General features: G+C 59.5%; 14 protein-coding genes and 1 pseudogene. 6 read left to right on the top strand and 9 right to left on the bottom strand.

Annotated features, from left to right (window positions below; all coding sequences use genetic code 11):
• Positions 1 to 7 precede the first annotated feature (7 nt).
• The 5 genes from AC3WP7_RS17645 to AC3WP7_RS17625 are packed head-to-tail and all read right to left on the bottom strand — an operon-like array spanning position 8 to position 5,351.
• On the bottom strand, positions 8 to 1,003 hold the full coding sequence (locus AC3WP7_RS17645) for an AAA family ATPase (protein WP_071489518.1): 996 nt from the start codon (positions 1,001 to 1,003) through the stop codon (positions 8 to 10).
• The gene (locus AC3WP7_RS17640) at positions 1,000 to 2,169 is read right to left on the bottom strand and encodes a DUF4350 domain-containing protein (RefSeq protein WP_102591880.1); all 1,170 of its coding nucleotides are present in this window, start codon (positions 2,167 to 2,169) and stop codon (positions 1,000 to 1,002) included. The genes AC3WP7_RS17645 and AC3WP7_RS17640 overlap by 4 nt, the downstream gene beginning before the upstream one ends.
• A complete protein-coding gene (locus AC3WP7_RS17635; protein WP_102591902.1) occupies positions 2,166 to 3,695 on the bottom strand; it encodes a DUF4129 domain-containing protein in 1,530 nt (509 codons plus the stop codon). Before AC3WP7_RS17635 ends, AC3WP7_RS17640 begins: the two co-directional genes overlap by 4 nt.
• Positions 3,682 to 4,662, bottom strand: coding sequence for a stage II sporulation protein M (locus AC3WP7_RS17630; RefSeq protein ID WP_102591879.1), 981 nt, complete (start codon positions 4,660 to 4,662; stop codon positions 3,682 to 3,684). The genes AC3WP7_RS17635 and AC3WP7_RS17630 overlap by 14 nt, the downstream gene beginning before the upstream one ends.
• Positions 4,659 to 5,351 carry an RDD family protein gene (locus AC3WP7_RS17625; RefSeq protein WP_102591878.1) on the bottom strand — a complete coding sequence of 231 codons (693 nt, stop codon included), beginning with the start codon at positions 5,349 to 5,351 and terminating at the stop codon, positions 4,659 to 4,661. The genes AC3WP7_RS17630 and AC3WP7_RS17625 overlap by 4 nt, the downstream gene beginning before the upstream one ends.
• A gap of 167 nt (positions 5,352 to 5,518) precedes the next feature.
• On the opposite strand from AC3WP7_RS17625, the gene sbcB reads away from it, so the two are divergent.
• Entirely contained in the window at positions 5,519 to 6,946 is a 1,428-nt protein-coding gene (gene sbcB / locus AC3WP7_RS17620; protein ID WP_093530445.1) for an exodeoxyribonuclease I, read from the top strand.
• An 88-nt stretch (positions 6,947 to 7,034) separates the two neighbouring features.
• Here sbcB and mvaT read toward each other — a convergent pair whose 3' ends face one another.
• Positions 7,035 to 7,409, bottom strand: coding sequence for a histone-like nucleoid-structuring protein MvaT (gene mvaT / locus AC3WP7_RS17615; RefSeq protein ID WP_016970296.1), 375 nt, complete (start codon positions 7,407 to 7,409; stop codon positions 7,035 to 7,037).
• A 351-nt stretch (positions 7,410 to 7,760) separates the two neighbouring features.
• Between mvaT and purU the strand changes: the two genes are divergently transcribed.
• Complete coding sequence (gene purU / locus AC3WP7_RS17610) at positions 7,761 to 8,609, top strand: formyltetrahydrofolate deformylase (RefSeq protein ID WP_071489376.1); 849 nt, start codon at positions 7,761 to 7,763, stop codon at positions 8,607 to 8,609.
• Between the two features lie 86 nt (positions 8,610 to 8,695).
• On the top strand, positions 8,696 to 8,866 hold the full coding sequence (locus AC3WP7_RS17605; RefSeq protein ID WP_172963320.1) for a hypothetical protein: 171 nt from the start codon (positions 8,696 to 8,698) through the stop codon (positions 8,864 to 8,866).
• On the opposite strand, the gene AC3WP7_RS17600 is transcribed toward AC3WP7_RS17605, so the two are convergent.
• Together AC3WP7_RS17600 and AC3WP7_RS17595 are read right to left on the bottom strand one after the other, a co-directional pair.
• Positions 8,867 to 9,631, bottom strand: coding sequence for a methyl-accepting chemotaxis protein (locus AC3WP7_RS17600; RefSeq protein WP_371914386.1), 765 nt, complete (start codon positions 9,629 to 9,631; stop codon positions 8,867 to 8,869).
• Positions 9,632 to 9,724: 93 nt separating this feature from the next.
• Positions 9,725 to 10,756: pseudogene (locus AC3WP7_RS17595) on the bottom strand (HAMP domain-containing protein); the annotation flags it as partial.
• A gap of 204 nt (positions 10,757 to 10,960) precedes the next feature.
• Here AC3WP7_RS17595 and AC3WP7_RS17590 point away from each other — a divergent pair.
• Positions 10,961 to 12,439, top strand: a complete 1,479-nt coding sequence (locus tag AC3WP7_RS17590) for a helicase HerA-like domain-containing protein (RefSeq protein ID WP_102591901.1) — start codon at positions 10,961 to 10,963, stop codon at positions 12,437 to 12,439.
• Positions 12,440 to 12,443: 4 nt separating this feature from the next.
• Here the strand turns inward: AC3WP7_RS17590 and AC3WP7_RS17585 are convergent, their stop codons facing one another.
• A complete protein-coding gene (locus AC3WP7_RS17585) occupies positions 12,444 to 12,899 on the bottom strand; it encodes a DUF721 domain-containing protein (RefSeq protein WP_071489378.1) in 456 nt (151 codons plus the stop codon).
• 303 nt (positions 12,900 to 13,202) lie between these two features.
• Here AC3WP7_RS17585 and secA point away from each other — a divergent pair, with 303 nt between their 5' ends.
• Positions 13,203 to 15,938, top strand: coding sequence for a preprotein translocase subunit SecA (gene secA, locus AC3WP7_RS17580; RefSeq protein WP_092246861.1), 2,736 nt, complete (start codon positions 13,203 to 13,205; stop codon positions 15,936 to 15,938).
• A 123-nt stretch (positions 15,939 to 16,061) separates the two neighbouring features.
• A complete protein-coding gene (gene argJ / locus AC3WP7_RS17575; protein ID WP_071489380.1) occupies positions 16,062 to 17,279 on the top strand; it encodes a bifunctional glutamate N-acetyltransferase/amino-acid acetyltransferase ArgJ in 1,218 nt (405 codons plus the stop codon).

Below are 17,279 nucleotides of genomic sequence, written 5' to 3'. Positions count from 1 at the left end.
GGGCGAGTCACTGCCGGGGTGCCGGAATCTGATCCAACAACTGCCTGAGCACCTGGTCGACCTCCAGCCCATCGATATCCAGCTCTGGCGCGATACGTACGCGATGACGCAGTACTGCCAGGGCGCATCCCTTGATATCGTCCGGTGTTACAAATTCACCACCGCGCAACAAGGCGCGGGCACGGGCGCCGCGAACCAGGTCGATTGAGGCGCGCGGTCCTGCACCGATCGCCAGCCCTGGCCAGCTGCGTGTAGCGCGTGCCAGGCGCACGGCATAGTCGAGCACCTGTTCATCCAGGGCAAGGTCACTGGCAACCTGCTGCAGTTGCAGCACATCTTCGGCCTGCAATACGGTGCGCAATGGGTGTACAGCCAGCATGTCGGCCCGCGACGAGCGGGTGACTTCGCGCACCATCTCCAGTTCCTGCTGCGCGTCGGGGTAATCCATGCGCACCTTGAGCATGAATCGATCCAGTTCCGCCTCCGGCAGGGGGTATGTGCCTTCCTGTTCGATGGGATTCTGTGTCGCCAACACCATGAACGGTTGGCCGATGGGCAGCGCCTCGCCTTCGAGGGTCACCTGCCGTTCCTGCATGGCCTCGAGCAAGGCTGCCTGGGTCTTGGCTGGAGCACGGTTGATTTCATCGGCCAGCAACAAGTGGGTGAACACCGGCCCCTTGCGCAGCTTGAACTGTTCGGTATGCAGGTCATACACGGCGTGGCCTGTGACGTCGCTGGGCATCAGGTCCGGGGTGAACTGGATACGCGCGAAATCGCCCTCGAAGCAGCGTGCCAGGGCGCGCACCAGCAAGGTTTTGCCCAGCCCTGGCACGCCTTCGAGCAGCACGTGGCCACCGGCGATCAGTGCGGTCAGGACGTCTTCGATCACCGAATCCTGGCCAATCACTGCCTTGCGCAACTCAGTGCGCAGGGCTTGGGCTTGCCCACTGGCGCGTTGCAGGGCTTCACTGGTCAAGGCAGTGGTGCTTGGGAAATCACTCATAAGGCATTCCTGAGGGTTTGCAGGCACGCCACCTGTCGGCTGAAATCGGCGCTGGAAAGCCGTTTTGCCGGGAGTGGGCCAAGGGCCTGGTTGATGACGTGAGAGGGTTGGCGCGTCAGGTGTTCAAGCACGTGGCGCTGTTCTGCGTTGTCGAGGCGTTCAAAACCGGGGTGGCGGCGTCGGGCCGCACGCAAGATATCGCGTTGCAGGGCCTGCAGCAGGGTGCCCTGGCCGCTTCGCCGCAGCAGGAAATCGGCACTGGCTTTCAGGTGTTCCTGCAATTGGCGACGCGCGGGGGATGCAGGGGCCCGAATCGGGCCTTGACGCACGCCGGCCCGCCAAAGTCCCAAGGCGACGAGGGCAGTGAGTGCCACTAGGGCTTGGGGGAAATACCGCATCAGCAAGGTGAACAAGTCGTCGAAGTCGCTGGTGAACAGCAAAGTCACGGCGGTGCCCTGGTTCAGGTACCACAGCAGCCAGGCATTGTCGTGCTTGCCGATGTTCGGGGTTTTCCACAGGTCGCTGTCCGTGATCACTGTGACACTGCCTTCCCCAAGGTCGAGCTGCATCAGGTGGCTGGCCCTTGCGCTGTTGGCGGAGAATTGAGCCAGGTGCTTGGGGTCGGTCAGGTTGAAATCTGTGTCGAAACTGAAATAAGCCGGTGCGGTTTCATTGTCGACATAGAGTTTGGTCAGGTCCCGGGCTTTCTTGCTTGAGGGCTTTTTGAGGGAAGTGGCAGGTTCTTCAGGTTCGTCACTCAGTGTCTGGTGAATCTGCAGGCGATCGAGCAGCAGGTCACCGCTTTTGCCAGTCTCTTCATCCCACAGCGCCTCGGCGACCAGCAACAGATGGCCGCCTGACCTGGTCCACTCCAGCAACTGTTCTACCTGGCGTGGCGACATATTACTGCGCTCGCCGAGCAGCAGTAGGCTGTTGCCCTTGGAGGGCAAGGTATCCAGCTGTTTCAGGTTATAGGCATGCTCTACGGTCAGGCCTTGTTGGCGCAGAAAGTGTTCGGCTGCCAGGTAAGGATTGGCCAGCGCCTCTGGCGAAGGACCACGATCTACCACTTCGTCATAGGGAGTCGCCTTGCTCCATGCGTAGTAACCGCCCGCGCCAAGCAGGCACGCCAGTAATAACCCCACCCATAGTAATGGCCGATTCATGGATTGCTCCCTGGGCTGAACAGGGCGCGCCAATCACTGCATAGTTTCTGCTGGGCAGGGAGCGGAGGCAGGCGGTGACCATAAGCGAGGTTTTGCCAATGACGGGTCAGTTCATCACTGAAGGCCAGCAGCTGTGGTTGCTGCAACTGGTGTACACGTGCCAGGACCTGGCCTTCGGTATCAGCGCCTTTCAATGGCAGGTTGAAATCATGCAATAACCGGCTGAGCAGGCCTCGATACAGTAGGGCGAGGGCTACCCTGGGTTGGGTGGCCCATAGCTGTTCGGCGGCGCCGGCAACGTCGTCGGGCAAGGTTTCGGTACCCAGTTCAAGACCGAACAATTGCGTGGGCAGGGGTTTGGCAACCTGTGTCTTACGCGGCCCGCGCCGGCTGACGAAGGTGTGCAACCAGTCTCGGTAACGCCACGCGAGCATGATCAGGCTGCCGATGAAAACGCCCCACAGTAGAACTTCCAAGCCTTGGGCGATGTGCTTGAAGGTATTGCTGTTGAGGTTGTCCAGCAGCGCCTTCAGCCAATCGGGAAGTCTGCCGTCACTGTGTGTTTTGTTTTTACCGGCTGGCTTTTCTTCGCCAAACCGATAACGGGTTACGGTTTCCGGGTTCTTGAAGGGCGGTTTGTCCAGCAGCGATTTGATGGATTGGCTCGCGCTCGGGGTACTCAGCGGTTTGGAGGGACTGGAAGCTTCGGCCATGACAGGATGGCTGAGAGGCAGCAGCATCAGTCCGATCATCAATAACAACAGCGGGGCCACATTGCTCAGGCGCTGACGAAGGCGTCGGAAGACCAGCTCCAGGTCCCAGGCTTCCAATACGGTGCGACGATTAAGGTAGAGGCTGAAGCCGCAGGCGACATAGATGGGTTCCCAAAATATCAGCAGCAAGACATAGAATGCGTTGCCCAGGTGCTCCAGCCATAACCCTTCCGAACTTGTCGCCAATAACAGGCGCTGCCAGTCCCAATCCATCTCGAGGTTTTGTGGGATGAACAGATAGAACAGTGCCATGCAGCCGAACCACAGGCCTATTTCCAGGTGCATTCCGATGATGGTGAGCCAGCGCGCGGCTCCGGCATTGCGTTGCTGCAACACGCCCAGGCGTTTCTGGCGTGCCGGGCCGTCCAGGCCTTCGAGCTGGCTCACCGGCATTACAAAGCTGCGGCTCAGGCTCAGCCGTCGCCAGGTCAGGCTGGCCAGCAGTTGACCCTTGAGGAGGAGCGGCCACTGGCGCACAGCGTGCTTGATAGTGGGCGTTTCACCAAACAGGGCCTTGGACAAAATGTACAGCGGCAAGCGGTCGAAGGCCGGCTTGAGCCACCAGAACAGAAATATGGCGGTGGACGGATACTGCCACAGCAGGGCTGTAAGCAAGGCGTACACAGGTACGGTGACCAATGCCCAACTGCCCATCAATAGCACGCGATGCTCCCGTGCCATCAAGGCGCCAAGATCCATGGCTTCCCAGGCAGTACGCGGCCGGATGACCACGCTGGCATCAGTCAGGCGCATGGCGATTCCTTCCCGCAAAGCCCAGGTAAGTGCCCACCAGCAGCCACAGAACAGCGCCCACCAGGTATTTGACCCACGGGGTTATCACGGTGGTGGATGACCAATAAGCCTCGATGAACGCTGCGATCAGCAGGAAAATCATGACACCGCAGAGCATTTGCACGCTCTTGCGTGCAGCCAGCCGCAATGATTCACCACGGGTCAATTGTCCCGGAGCGACCAGTGCCCACCCCAACTGCAAGCCTGCGGCCCCGGCGAGGGCGATCGCGGTCAGTTCGAATGCGCCATGGCCGATGACGAATGACCAGAAGGTCTGGCCATAGCCGATCTCGGTCAGGTGACCGGAGACCGTACCGATGATGAGGCCGTTGAAAACCAGAAAGAACACGCTGCCCAGACCGAACACTAAACCGGCGGCAAACGTCTGGAACGCGATACCGATGTTGTGCATCACGTAGTAGCCGAACATCATCCAATCTTCGCTCGATGCACGCTCGGCGGCGCGGCCCAGGCGGCTGGCATCAGGGTCGTACATGCCCTGCATCTCGGCCACCTGTTGCGGGCTGACGATGCTGTAGATCAGGTCGGGAAACAGGTAGACCAGCAGGGCAATACCCACCAGGCTGCCAAAGAACAGCAGGCTGGCGATCAGCACAAAACGCCACTGCTCCCGTACCAGCCGAGGAAAATCGGCGAGTACAAAGCTCAGCGCATTCGCCGCCAGTTGGCTGCGATGACGGTAGAGTTGTTGGTGGCCGCGCAGGGCCAGTTGTTGCAATGGGTCTACCAGATAGCTGCTGTAGCCGCGTTCCTGGGCCAGGGCCAAATGCTGGCACAGGCGTCGATATTGATGAGGGAAATCGGCCACGTCACCGGCCTTGGCCTGGCCTTGCTCCAACTGTTTGAGCTGTTCGGCGAAGGCTTGCCATTGGCGCTGGTGACGGCTTTCGAAAAGGCTCTGTTTCATGCTGGCCCCAGCATGCCACGGGCCACGCCATTGAGTTGTTCCGCAGCGCGGGCAGGGGATACCTGCAAGGGGGCGGCAAGAATCGAGGCCAATTCGTGAACGCGCTCGGTGGACAGTTCCCCCTGGCGTTCCGCGAAACCAAGGATCGCCCGTTGTTCGCTCAAATCCAGGGCGAAGGGCAGGCGCAGGGCCGTCGCTTGAGGAATCTGGGGGCGTACCAGCGGCTGTTCACGGTAGATCACCAGAGTGCCGGCGGCCAGGTCGCCCAGGCGCTTGAAATGGGGGTGCTGCAGGCAACTGATCGCGCCGAGGCAGTAGCCGAACGGCAGCATGTCGACAAACCGCAGCAGGTTGCGGATCAGTGATGCGGACCAGCCAATCGGAGTGCCGTCATCTTGTACGACACGCAACCCCATGACCTGCTTGCCGGGTGAGCAACCCTGGTTGAGCACCTCGAACAGCACCATGTACCACCAACTGATCAGGAACAGCAGCAGCGCTCCCAGGCCGATACCGACGTTGCCAAGCAAGGCCAATGGCACCAGCAGAACGCCCATGACCACCGCGCGTACGCCCAGGTCGAAGGCAAAGGCGAGCACGCGCGGCACCAGGCCGGCCGGGCGCAGGGGCAGGTCGATGCCCTCCGGGGTCTCGATCTGGTAGCGGGTGTCCAATGGGGCTGACGGCATCGCGATCCTTGGCAGTGCAGAGTGGCTGGAAGACACGGATGCTAGCAGTGTCGGGGATGGAAGCAACCACTCAAGATTTTGCTGGATGTTTGTACAGTATATTTGGTGCTGGTCGCGGACGCCTTCCAGCGCCTAGACTTTGTCGATCTTCAGTACAGGAACAGCCCGTGACCTCCATTTTCTGGTACGACTATGAAACCACCGGCATCAACCCGCGCAGCGATCGCCCTCTTCAGGTAGCCGGAATTCGTACCGACCTTGAACTCAACGAGATCGGCGCGCCGGTCAATCTCTATTGCCAGCCCAGCGACGATATCCTGCCGCACCCCATCGCCTGTGCGATCACTGGAATCACGCCCGCAATACTCGCGGAAAAAGGCTTGGCCGAGGCCGACTTCATGACTCGGGTGCACACTGAACTGGCCGTCCCGGGTACATGCGGCGCCGGTTACAACACGCTGCGGTTTGATGACGAGATGACGCGCTACAGCCTCTATCGGAATTTTTTCGATCCCTACGCGCGCGAATGGCAGGGGGGTAACAGTCGCTGGGATTTGATCGACGTGGTTCGCACCGCCTACGCCCTGCGCCCGGAGGGCATCGAGTGGCCGCAGGAGGATGGGCGTGTCACGCTCAAGCTGGAGCGGCTGACCGAAGCCAATGGTATCGACCATGGCCAGGCACACGATGCGTTATCCGATGTGCGTGCCACGATTGCATTGGCTCGGCTGGTACGTGAGAAACAGCCCAAGTTGTATGAATGGCTGTTTCAACTGCGCAGCAAGCAACGGGTGATGGACCAGGTGCGTCTGCTGCAACCGATGGTGCATATTTCCGGGCGTTTCTCTGCCGAACGTCATTACCTGGGGGTGGTGCTGCCGCTTGCATGGCACCCGCGTAATCGCAATGCATTGATTGTCTGTGACCTCGGACTCGACCCGCAAGGGCTGCTGGACCTTGATGCCGATACCTTGCGCCAGCGTCTCTACACTCGCCGTGACGATCTGGCCGACGGTGAACTGCCGGTCCCCCTCAAATTGGTGCATATCAATCGCTGCCCCGTGGTGGCGCCCTTGAATGTGCTGCGCGCAGAAGATCGTGAGCGTCTGCACTTGGACATGAGTATTTATCAGGAGCGGGCGCTGCGGCTAACTGACGCACAGGAACTTTGGCGCGATAAGTTGGCGGCCATTTACGCGCACGAAGACTTCACGCCGAGTTCGGACCCTGAGCAACAGCTTTACGACGGTTTTATCGGAGACCGTGACCGGCGTTTATGTGAACAAGTCCGAACGGCTGAGCCTGCGCAATTAGCGCGCCAGCAGTGGCCTTTTGATGACGAGCGTTTGCCTGAATTATTGTTCCGCTACCGAGCACGCAACTTCCCCGATACGTTGAACAGCGAGGAGCAACTGCGCTGGAAACTTTTCTGTCAGCAACGTTTGTCGAGCCCGGAATGGGGCGCACCGAATACCCTTGAGGCGTTTGAGCAGGCTCGGCGTGAGTTCGCTATAAGTGCTACACCGTTGCAGTCCCAGGTGCTGGAGCAATGGCAGGAGTATGCGGACTCTCTAGCAACCAGAATGAATCTGTAGTCGGTTTTGCAGACTATGCAGACAATAAAAAACGCCAGCAAGCTGGCGTTTTTTATGTGTAACGGCTCAGGCGCAAGCCTGGTGAGGCTTAGCCCAGCAGGGTAGCCCAACCTTCAACTACGTCGCCGCCCCACTTGGCTTTCCACTCTTTCAGCGTTTTGTGGTTGCCACCTTTGGTTTCAATCACTTCGCCGTTGTGCGGGTTTTTGTACTGTTTGACTTTGCGGGCACGCTTGGTACCGGTAGTTTTTACGGCGCCGCGTGGAGCCTTAACTTTCGACTCTGGATCCAGCAGCGCAATGATGTCACGCAGGGATTTGGAGTATTCACCCATCAGGGCGCGCAATTTACCTTCGAATTCCAGCTCGGTTTGCAGTTTGTCGTCTTGGGACAGGTTCTTCAAACGGGCTTGCAGCTCTTTGATAGCTTCTTCGGTGGCACGGTATTCGTTGATCAGAGACATGTGGACTACCTTATGTAGAGCGCTGATTGACAGGGATAGTGGCCCAATAATAGTCAGGCGGTTTGCCCAAGTAAACATTTAAGGTCGCATTTATGTGAATTACTTTGAATGTTTGTAGCAATGCTATGCATTCGAGTTAATTACCAGGGCGTAGACCCTAAGATAAATCTGCTTGAAAAGCGGGAGCAGCCGTGACGTGGCGCAACAGCCTCATATATGCAGTGGTAAAACCATAGGCTATTAAGGGACAAGGCTGTGGGCGGTGATCAGAATAAACGTTAACGAGTACTGCAGTTTTCCTGCGCAATCGCTAGAATGGCGGCCTTTGCGAAGTTCTGGAGTTTCCCCCTAATGCGCACTTTTCGGCTGGTGATTGCTTGCCCGGACCGGGTCGGCATCGTTGCCAAAGTCAGTAACTTTCTGGCCTCCCACAACGGCTGGATCACCGAGGCGAGTCATCACTCGGACAATCTCAGCGGTTGGTTCTTCATGCGTCACGAGATTCGTGCCGATTCGCTGCCTTTTGGTCTTGATGCCTTCCGCGAAGCGTTTGCGCCGATCGCCGAAGAGTTTTCGATGACCTGGCACATCACCGACACCGAGCAGAAAAAACGCGTGGTGTTGATGGCCAGCCGCGAATCTCACTGCCTGGCCGATTTGCTGCATCGCTGGCACAGTGATGAACTGGACTGCGAGATCGCTTGCGTGATTTCCAACCACGACGACCTGCGCAGCATGGTCGAGTGGCATGGCATTCCGTATTACCACGTGCCGGTCAACCCGCAGGACAAGGAGCCGGCGTTCGCCGAGGTTTCTCGCCTGGTCAAGCAGCACGAGGCTGACGTTGTGGTGCTGGCGCGCTACATGCAAATCCTGCCGCCGGAACTGTGCCGCGAATACGCCGGCAAGGTGATCAACATTCACCACAGCTTCCTGCCGTCGTTCGTAGGGGCCAAGCCGTACCACCAGGCTTCCCTGCGGGGGGTGAAGTTGATCGGCGCGACTTGCCACTACGTCACCGAGGAGCTGGACGCCGGCCCGATCATCGAGCAGGACGTGGTGCGTGTCAGCCACAGCGACAGCATTGAAGACATGGTGCGTTTCGGCCGTGACGTCGAGAAGATGGTCCTGGCCCGAGGCCTGCGCTACCACCTGGAAGACCGCGTGCTGGTACACGGCAACAAGACAGTGGTGTTCTGACCGACCTGTTGTGATTGAAGAATGAAGGGCCTGGGCGTTAAATCGTTCCAGGCCCTTTTTGTTTGCGCGCCTTTGAGGATTGAGCGATGAGTGATCCGTTGGACAAAGCCACGTCAAAAGCCCCCGCTACGTTGGGGGAGGGGTGTTTGAGTCGATATGACCCGGATGACCTGGACAGCGAGGACGGCACCGAGTTTCCCGGTGCCGCCCAGTTGTGGGAGCAAGAGCAGGCCAGGTCCGAGCCTGAGGACTGCTGATCAAATCCGGAAACTACCGACCAATTGCTTCAACCGTGTCGCTTGTTGCTCAAGGTCGGCACATGCTCGCAGCGTGGATTGCAAGTTTTCCACCCCTTCCTGATTGAGGGTGTTGATCTCGGTAATGTCCATGTTGATCGATTCCACCACTGAAGTCTGTTCCTCAGTCGCGGTGGCGACCGACTGGTTCATGCCGTCGATCTCGCCGATGCGCTGGGTCACGCTGTTCAGGCGTTCGCCGGCCAGGTTGGCGATGTCCACGCTGTCGAGGCTATGGCGCTGACTATCACTCATGGTACTGACCGAATCCCGGGCGCCGACTTGCAGTTCCTCGATCATCTTCTGCACTTGCTGCGCGGATTCCTGCGTGCGATGCGCCAGGTTGCGCACTTCATCGGCAACCACCGCAAACCCACGGCCCGCTTCCCCGGCACGTGCCGCTTCAATGGCAGCGTTTAACGCCAGCAGGTTGGTTTGCTGGGAAATACTGGTAATGACTTCGAGAATCTGGCCAATATTCACCGTCTTGCTGTTAAGCGCTTCGATATTGCTGCTGGAAGCGCTGATCATCGCTGACAGCTGATTCATCGCCTTGATATTGCGCTCGACCACTTGCTGGCCGTCCTCAGCCAGATGCCGCGCATCGCTGGCCTGATGGGACGCTTGCGCGGCATTGCGCGCAATTTCCTGGGCGGCTGCGCCCAATTCATTGATGGCGGCGGCGACACTGTTGGTACGGTTGGCCTGCTCGTCGGAGTTGACCATCGACGAGTTGGACGCGCTGACCACCCGCAGTGCTACCTCATTCACCTGTTCGGTGGCTGAGGACACCTCGCGGATCGACGTATGAATACGCTCCACGAAGCGGTTGAACGCGTTACCCAGTGTGCCGAACTCATCATGATTCTGGATGGTCAGACGACGGGTCAGGTCGCCTTCGCCATCGGCAATATCCTGCATGGCGCGGGTCATCACATGCAGCGGTTGCATCAATACGCGGATAAGCATGCCGAGCAGGGCAATGATGATCACCACGGCAATAACCGTGGCTATTACCGCCGAAGTGCGGAATTCGCTGAGCATGGCGAAGGATTTGTCTTTATCTACTGAAATACCGAGGTACCAGTTCACCGAGGGCAGGCCCTTGATCGGTGTAAAGGTCACGATGTTGTCCTTGCCGTTGACCTCGACTTCGCTGAAGTCAGGGCTGATCTTCGGTGTGTTTTTTGGATAAACGTCAGCGAGGGTTTTCATCACCAGGTTTTTGTCCGGGTGCACCAGTACCTTGCCATCGGCGCTGACCAGAAACGCATAGCCCATGCCGCCGAAGTCCAGCGCGCCAATGTTATCCACCAGGGTTTGCAGGCTCAGGTCGCCACCCACTACGCCGATGCTCTGAGCGCCTCGAGTGCTGGGGGTAGCCACGGAGATGATCAATTTGCCGGTGGCCGCATCGATATAGGGTTCGGTCAGGGTTGAGCCGTTGCTGCTTTGGGCGCCCTTGTACCAGGGCCGCACACGCGGGTCGAAACCATCCGGCATCTTGGTGTCGGGGCGGATGGTAAAGGCGCCCTGACTGTCGCCGACGTAGGTCGCCATAAATGAGGACGTCAGGGTTTTCTGTTCCAACAGGCCGGCAACCGCAGACGGCTCGGGGTTGATGGCGATGTTTTGTGCGGCGTTTTCCACCAGCGCAATACGCCCGCTAAGCCAGGTTTGAATGTTGCTGGCGGTGACGTCGCCCATTTCATGCAGGTAGTTGTTGAGGTCGTCGCGAATGGCGTTGCGTTGCAGGTAGTCGTTGTAGAGGGTAAACAGCGCGAAAGCCGCGATGACGATAAGGGAGGCTGCAAGCAGGATTTTGTGGCTGAAGCGCAGATTTTTATTCATGGCTTGTAGGGTCCGCTAAGGTCTTAATATCCAAGGCGCGTCCTTGTGGGATGCGCAAAATGACAGCGTCAAAAAAGGTGTGATACTTCTTGTAGTAGCTCTGGTGGTCCATGTAGGAACTATCTGACCTATTTTTAGACTTTGTGGGTCTCACATCTGCCTGTATCGACCTGGCGACACTAAAGATTAACCATGGGTGACGAAATGCCTGACTCCTCGCAACTGCTTATCGGTGCCGATCTTTCCGGCCAGCCCATCGCCCAGGCCATGCGGTTGGCCAATCGCCACGGGTTGATCGCCGGTGCCACCGGCACGGGCAAGACCGTTACATTGCAACGCCTGGCGGAAGCCTTCAGTGACGCCGGCGTGGCGGTGTTTGCCGCGGACATCAAAGGGGACCTTTGCGGCCTGGGCGCCGCAGCGAACCCGCAAGGCAAGGTCGCCGAGCGCATCGCCGGCATGCCTTTCCTGAACTACACGGCCAAGGCTTATCCGGTCACGCTGTGGGATATCCACGGGCAGTCCGGTCATCCATTGCGCACCACCATCAGCGAGATGGGCCCGTTGTTGCTCGGTAGTCTCCTGGAGCTCACTGACAGCCAACAGTCGGCGCTTTACGCAGCGTTCAAGGTGGCGGATCGCGAAGGCTTGCTGTTGCTGGACCTCAAGGACCTCAAGGCGCTGCTTAACCACCTGCGCTATCACCCGGAATTACTGGGTGAAGACGCGGCGCTGATGACCACCGGATCCAGCCAGGCCCTCTTGCGGCGCCTGGCGGTGCTGGAGCAACAGGGCGCTGAAGCCTTGTTTGGCGAACCGGCCCTGCAGTTGGAAGACATCCTGCAACCCACCAGCGATGGGCGCGGGCGCATCCATCTGCTGGACGCCAGCCGCCTGGTGCACGAGGCGCCGAAGGTGTATGCGACGTTCCTGCTGTGGCTGTTGGCGGAGCTATTCGAGCAACTGCCCGAGCGTGGCGATGCAGACAAGCCGCTGCTTGCACTGTTTTTTGATGAAGCTCATTTGTTGTTCGCCGATACGCCCAAGGCCTTGCAGGAGCGCCTGGAACAGGTGGTGCGGCTGATTCGCTCCAAAGGCGTCGGTGTGTATTTCGTCACTCAATCGCCAGGCGACCTGCCGGACAGCGTGTTGGCCCAACTCGGCCTGCGCATCCAGCATGGCTTGCGGGCGTTCACCACCAAGGAACAGAAATCCCTGCGCGCCGTAGCGGATGGGTTTCGGCCAAACCCTGCATTTGATGCCTTGTCGGTATTGACGGAACTGGGTACAGGTGAGGCCTTGGTGGGCACCTTGCAGGAAAAAGGCACGCCGGAAGTCGTCCAGCGCGTTTTGGTGGCACCGCCGCAATCACGGATAGGGCCGCTCAGCGAAGCCGAACGCGCCGCGTTGGTAGCCAGCTCGCCGCTGCAGGGGCGTTATGACAAGCCGATCGACCGGGAGTCCGCTTACGAAGTGCTGATGTCACGCAAGGCGCTTGGCCCGACCGAAGAAACCAGGCCGACCAACGACGAGCCGAGCTTCACCGACAGGGCCGGTGCATTTCTGGGCACCACGGCAGGCAAGGCGCTGAAATCGGCGATGCAGCAGGCCGCCAATCAGATGGGACGGCAACTGGTGCGTGGTTTGTTGGGATCTTTGCTAGGCGGCAGCAAGCGCAAATAGAGACTCAGGGTTTGGGCCTGGCGTGGGCTGCCAGCCGCTCAAGTGCAGCGCGCAAGGCGGGGTTGCTGATCCCGTCGGCTGTTGCCTGAATGGTTTCGGCGGCATTCGTCGACAGGTCGTGAGTATGCTCCACCACGGCAGGCAGGGTGGTGGGCGGTTGTACCTTGAACTGGATGCGCGTCAGGCCGGCGAATTCATCAAAGGCCATCAATTGACGTTGCAGGCGTTTTTGCTGATAACGCAGACGTGTCGCCCAATGGCCATCTGTGACAATTAGCAGCAGGTTGCCTTCGCGCCAGGACGCTACGCGGCAGTGTTCGCGCGCGGCCGGTTGCAGCTGGCTTTCAAGCAGGCGTTGCAGGCGGCCCAGGCGTTGCGCATGGCCGAAGATGGCTTTCAGCGGCTTGGCATCACGAAGCAACACCGCAGGCGCGCGGGCTGGTGAGGGGCGAAATGCCATTATTGGACACCTTAAGTAACAGAGCTGCCATCGTAGCAGAAAGCCCCCGTACGCCCCAGGCGCTGCATCCATGGGTTTTGTTCGTGAAATCAATCGGTAACTTCTGCGCTCCATGGGTTGAAGTTCCGGTAAAAGCCCTTATTTTAAACAAGCCCTCTCACCGCCCCATGCCAGCATCGGGGAACAACGCCACTTTCCTCACCCACGATTCCGGGTAGAATGCGCGTTCGCATGCGGCCGTGAGGGCTGCTCGGGCCACTCACGGTGCGCCCTCCATCCCTATGTGTGGAAGAACCTGCCGATATGTTTGCGCCTTTGTTAAAGAAACTTTTTGGAAGCAAGAATGAGCGCGAAGTCAAACGCATGCTCAAGACGGTGCAGCTGGTCAATGCCTTCGAAGAGCAGATGGTTGCCCTTTCGGACGAGCAATTGCGCGCCAAGACCCAAGAGTTCAAGGCCCGCATAGCCAAAGGTGAAACCCTCGACAAGCTGCTTCCCGAAGCCTTTGCGGTCGCCCGTGAAGCCGGTAAGCGTGTCATGGGCATGCGCCACTTCGACGTCCAGTTGATCGGCGGCATGACCTTGCATGAAGGCATGATTGCCGAAATGCGCACCGGTGAAGGCAAGACCCTGGTGGCGACCCTGGGCGTTTACCTCAACGCATTGTCCGGCAAGGGCGTGCACGTGGTGACGGTGAACGACTACCTGGCTCGCCGCGATGCCAACTGGATGCGCCCGCTCTATGAATTCCTCGGCCTGACCGTCGGCGTGGTAACGCCGTTCCAGCCGCCGGAGGAGAAGCGCGCCGCCTATGCCGCCGACATCACCTACGGCACCAACAACGAATTCGGTTTCGACTACCTGCGCGACAATATGGCGTTCAGCATGGAAGAAAAATTCCAGCGCGAACTCAACTTTGCCGTGATCGACGAAGTCGACTCCATCCTCATCGACGAAGCCCGTACCCCGCTGATCATCTCCGGCCAGGCCGAAGACAGCTCGCGCCTGTACACCGAGATCAACAAGTTGATCCCGCGCCTGGAGCAGCACATCGAGGAAGTCGAAGGCGTGGTGACCAAAGAAGGCCACTTCACCATCGACGAGAAGACCCGCCAGGTCGAACTCAACGAAGCCGGTCACCAGTTCGTCGAAGAAATGCTGACCCAGATCGGCGAGCTGGCCGAGGGGGAAAGCCTGTACTCGGCGCACAACCTGGGCCTGTTGACCCACGTGTATGCCGGCCTGCGTGCCCACAAGCTGTTCCATCGCAATGTCGAGTACATCGTGCAGGACGGCCAGGTCGTGCTGGTCGACGAGCACACCGGCCGTACCATGCCGGGTCGCCGTCTGTCCGAAGGCCTGCACCAGGCCATCGAAGCGAAGGAACACCTCAACATCCAGGCTGAAAGCCAGACGTTGGCGTCCACCACCTTCCAGAACTACTTCCGTCTTTACAACAAACTGTCCGGCATGACCGGTACGGCCGACACCGAAGCGTTCGAATTCCACCAGATCTACGGTCTGTCGGTGGTGGTTATCCCGCCGAACAAGCCACTGGCGCGTAAGGACTACAACGACCTGGTGTTCCTGACCGCCGAAGAGAAGTACGCGGCGATCATCAATGACATCAAGGACGGCATGGCCAAGGGCCGTCCGATCCTGGTGGGTACCGCCACCATCGAGACTTCCGAGCATGTGTCCAACCTGCTCAACAAGGAAGGCATCGAGCACAAGGTCCTCAACGCCAAGTTCCACGAAAAAGAAGCCGAGATCATCGCCCAGGCCGGTCGTCCGGGCGCACTGACCATCGCCACCAACATGGCGGGTCGTGGTACCGACATCCTGTTGGGCGGCAACTGGGAAGTGGAAGTCGCGGCCCTGGACAACCCGAGCCCCGAGCAGATCGCCCAGATCAAGGCCGACTGGCAGAAGCGCCACCAGGCCGTGCTGGAATCCGGCGGCCTGCAGGTGATCGCTTCCGAGCGTCACGAATCGCGCCGTATCGACAACCAGCTGCGTGGCCGTGCCGGTCGCCAGGGTGACGCCGGTTCCAGCCGCTTCTACCTGTCCCTGGAAGACAGCCTGATGCGCATCTTCGCCTCGGACCGCGTGAAAAACTTCATGAAGGCCCTGGGCATGCAGTCCGGTGAAGCGATCGAGCACCGCATGGTGACCAACGCCATCGAGAAGGCGCAGCGCAAGGTTGAAGGCCGCAACTTCGATATTCGTAAGCAACTGCTCGAGTTCGATGACGTCAACAACGAACAGCGTAAAGTGATCTATCACATGCGTAACACGTTGCTGGCCGCCGACAACATTGGCGAGACTATCGCCGATTTCCGCCAGGACGTGCTCAACGCCACCGTCAGCGCGCACATCCCGCCACAATCCCTGCCTGAGCAGTGGGATGTTGCCGGCCTGGAAGCGGCGTTGAAGAGCGACTTCGGTGTCGACTTGCCGGTCCAGCAGTGGTTGGACGAAGACGACCATCTTTACGAAGAAACCCTGCGCGAAAAACTGATGGCCGAATTGCTGGCCGCGTACAACGAGAAAGAAGAGCAGGCGAGTGCCGAAGCACTGCGCACCTTCGAGAAGCAAATCGTTCTGCGCGTGCTGGACGACCTGTGGAAAGACCACCTGTCGACCATGGACCACCTGCGTCACGGCATTCACCTGCGCGGTTACGCCCAGAAGAACCCGAAGCAGGAGTACAAGCGCGAGTCGTACACGCTGTTCTCCGAACTGCTGGATTCGATCAAGCGCGATTCCATCCGTGTGCTCTCCCACGTTCAGGTGCGTCGCGAAGACCCGATCGAGGAAGAGGCCCGCCTGCGTCAGGAAGCCGAGGCACTGGCTGCGCGTATGCAGTTCCAGCACGACGAAGCACCGGGCCTGGAAGCTCCTGAGGTATTGGGCGAAGAGATCGATGTGGCCCTGGCTAAAAGCCCGGTGCGCAACGAACAGAAGCTGGGTCGCAACGAGCTGTGCTGGTGCGGCTCGGGCAAGAAGTTCAAACACTGCCACGGCCAGATCGAATAAGATTTCCGCCTGACGCTGCAACACCCTGCGCCGCGACCGGCTCCTGCCGTCGCGGCGTTTTGCCATTAATTTCACCGTCGCTCACGACGGCACAGACATCACCCATTTTTAAGGAGCGCATTCATGGCTGTTGGTCTTGGTCCTTTGCCCACGTTGCACCCGGTTGCCGGTTTTGAACTCGGTATCGCTTCGGCCGGCATCAAGCGCCCGGGGCGCAAGGATGTGGTCGTGATGCGTTGCGCCGAAGGCTCGACCGTTGCTGGTGTGTTCACCCTCAACGCGTTCTGCGCCGCGCCGGTGATCCTGGCCAAGCAACGCGTGGCCGGTACCATCCGCTACCTGCTGACCAACACCGGTAATGCCAACGCTGGCACCGGCGAGCCAGGTCTGGTAGCGGCGGCGCGTACCTGCGCCAAGCTGGCCCAACTGACCGGCGTGGACGCCAGCCAAGTGCTGCCGTATTCCACCGGCGTGATCGGTGAGCCATTGCCCGTCGAAAAAATCGAAGGTGCGCTGCAAGCCGCATTGGACGACCTTTCTGTGGATAACTGGGCGGCGGCCGCCACCGGCATCATGACCACCGACACCCTGCCAAAAGGCGCCAGCCGCCAGTTCGTGCACGACGGCGTGACCGTCACCGTGACCGGCATCAGCAAGGGCGCGGGCATGATCCGTCCAAACATGGCCACCATGCTCGGCTACATCGCCACCGACGCCAAAGTCTCCCGCGACGTGCTGCACAGCCTGATCCTGGACGGCGCCAACAAGTCATTCAACCGCATCACCATCGATGGCGACACTTCGACCAACGACTGCTGCATGCTGATCGCCACCGGCCAGGCCAACCTGCCGGAGATCACCGAGGCCAGCGGCCCGCTGTTCGCCGCGTTGAAGCAGGCGGTGTTTGAAGTGTGCATGGACGTGGCGCAGGCCATCGTGCGGGACGGCGAGGGCGCGACCAAGTTCGTGACGGTTGAAGTCAACGGCGGCGCTAACCACCAGGAATGCCTGGACGTGGGTTACACCGTGGCTCACTCGCCACTGATCAAGACCGCGCTGTTCGCCTCTGACCCGAACTGGGGCCGTATCCTGGCGGCCGTCGGCCGCGCCGGTGTGCCGGACCTGGACGTGAGCAAGATCGATGTGTTCCTGGGCGATGTGTGCATTGCCAGCCGTGGCGCCCGTGCTGAAACCTACACCGAAGCCCAGGGTTCGGCGGTCATGCAGCAGGAAGAAATCACCATCCGCATCGAGTTGGGTCGCGGCGAATGCAGCGAAACCATCTGGACCACCGACCTGTCCCACGAGTACGTGAAGATCAACGCGGAATACCGTACCTAA

It is taken from the genome of Pseudomonas sp. FW305-3-2-15-C-LB1, from assembly GCF_058787615.1.
Note: the sequence above shows the minus strand (reverse complement) of the source record. Positions and strands in the feature narration are given on the sequence as shown.

Excerpts from the sequence above, each read along its gene's own strand:
- AC3WP7_RS17645 (WP_071489518.1), bottom strand. The coding sequence starts at position 1,003 with ATGAGTGATTTCCCAAGCACCACTGCCTTGACCAGTGAAGCCCTGCAA.
- AC3WP7_RS17640 (WP_102591880.1), bottom strand. The coding sequence starts at position 2,169 with ATGAATCGGCCATTACTATGGGTGGGGTTATTACTGGCGTGCCTGCTT.
- AC3WP7_RS17635 (WP_102591902.1), bottom strand. The coding sequence starts at position 3,695 with ATGCGCCTGACTGATGCCAGCGTGGTCATCCGGCCGCGTACTGCCTGG.
- AC3WP7_RS17630 (WP_102591879.1), bottom strand. The coding sequence starts at position 4,662 with ATGAAACAGAGCCTTTTCGAAAGCCGTCACCAGCGCCAATGGCAAGCC.
- AC3WP7_RS17625 (WP_102591878.1), bottom strand. The coding sequence starts at position 5,351 with ATGCCGTCAGCCCCATTGGACACCCGCTACCAGATCGAGACCCCGGAG.
- mvaT (WP_016970296.1), bottom strand. The coding sequence starts at position 7,409 with ATGTCTCTGATCAACGAATACCGTGCCACCGAAGAAGCTATCAAAGAG.
- purU (WP_071489376.1), top strand. The coding sequence starts at position 7,761 with ATGCGCACTTTTCGGCTGGTGATTGCTTGCCCGGACCGGGTCGGCATC.
- AC3WP7_RS17605 (WP_172963320.1), top strand. The coding sequence starts at position 8,696 with ATGAGTGATCCGTTGGACAAAGCCACGTCAAAAGCCCCCGCTACGTTG.
- AC3WP7_RS17600 (WP_371914386.1), bottom strand. The coding sequence starts at position 9,631 with ATGGTCAACTCCGACGAGCAGGCCAACCGTACCAACAGTGTCGCCGCC.
- AC3WP7_RS17590 (WP_102591901.1), top strand. The coding sequence starts at position 10,961 with ATGCCTGACTCCTCGCAACTGCTTATCGGTGCCGATCTTTCCGGCCAG.
- AC3WP7_RS17585 (WP_071489378.1), bottom strand. The coding sequence starts at position 12,899 with ATGGCATTTCGCCCCTCACCAGCCCGCGCGCCTGCGGTGTTGCTTCGT.
- secA (WP_092246861.1), top strand. The coding sequence starts at position 13,203 with ATGTTTGCGCCTTTGTTAAAGAAACTTTTTGGAAGCAAGAATGAGCGC.
- argJ (WP_071489380.1), top strand. The coding sequence starts at position 16,062 with ATGGCTGTTGGTCTTGGTCCTTTGCCCACGTTGCACCCGGTTGCCGGT.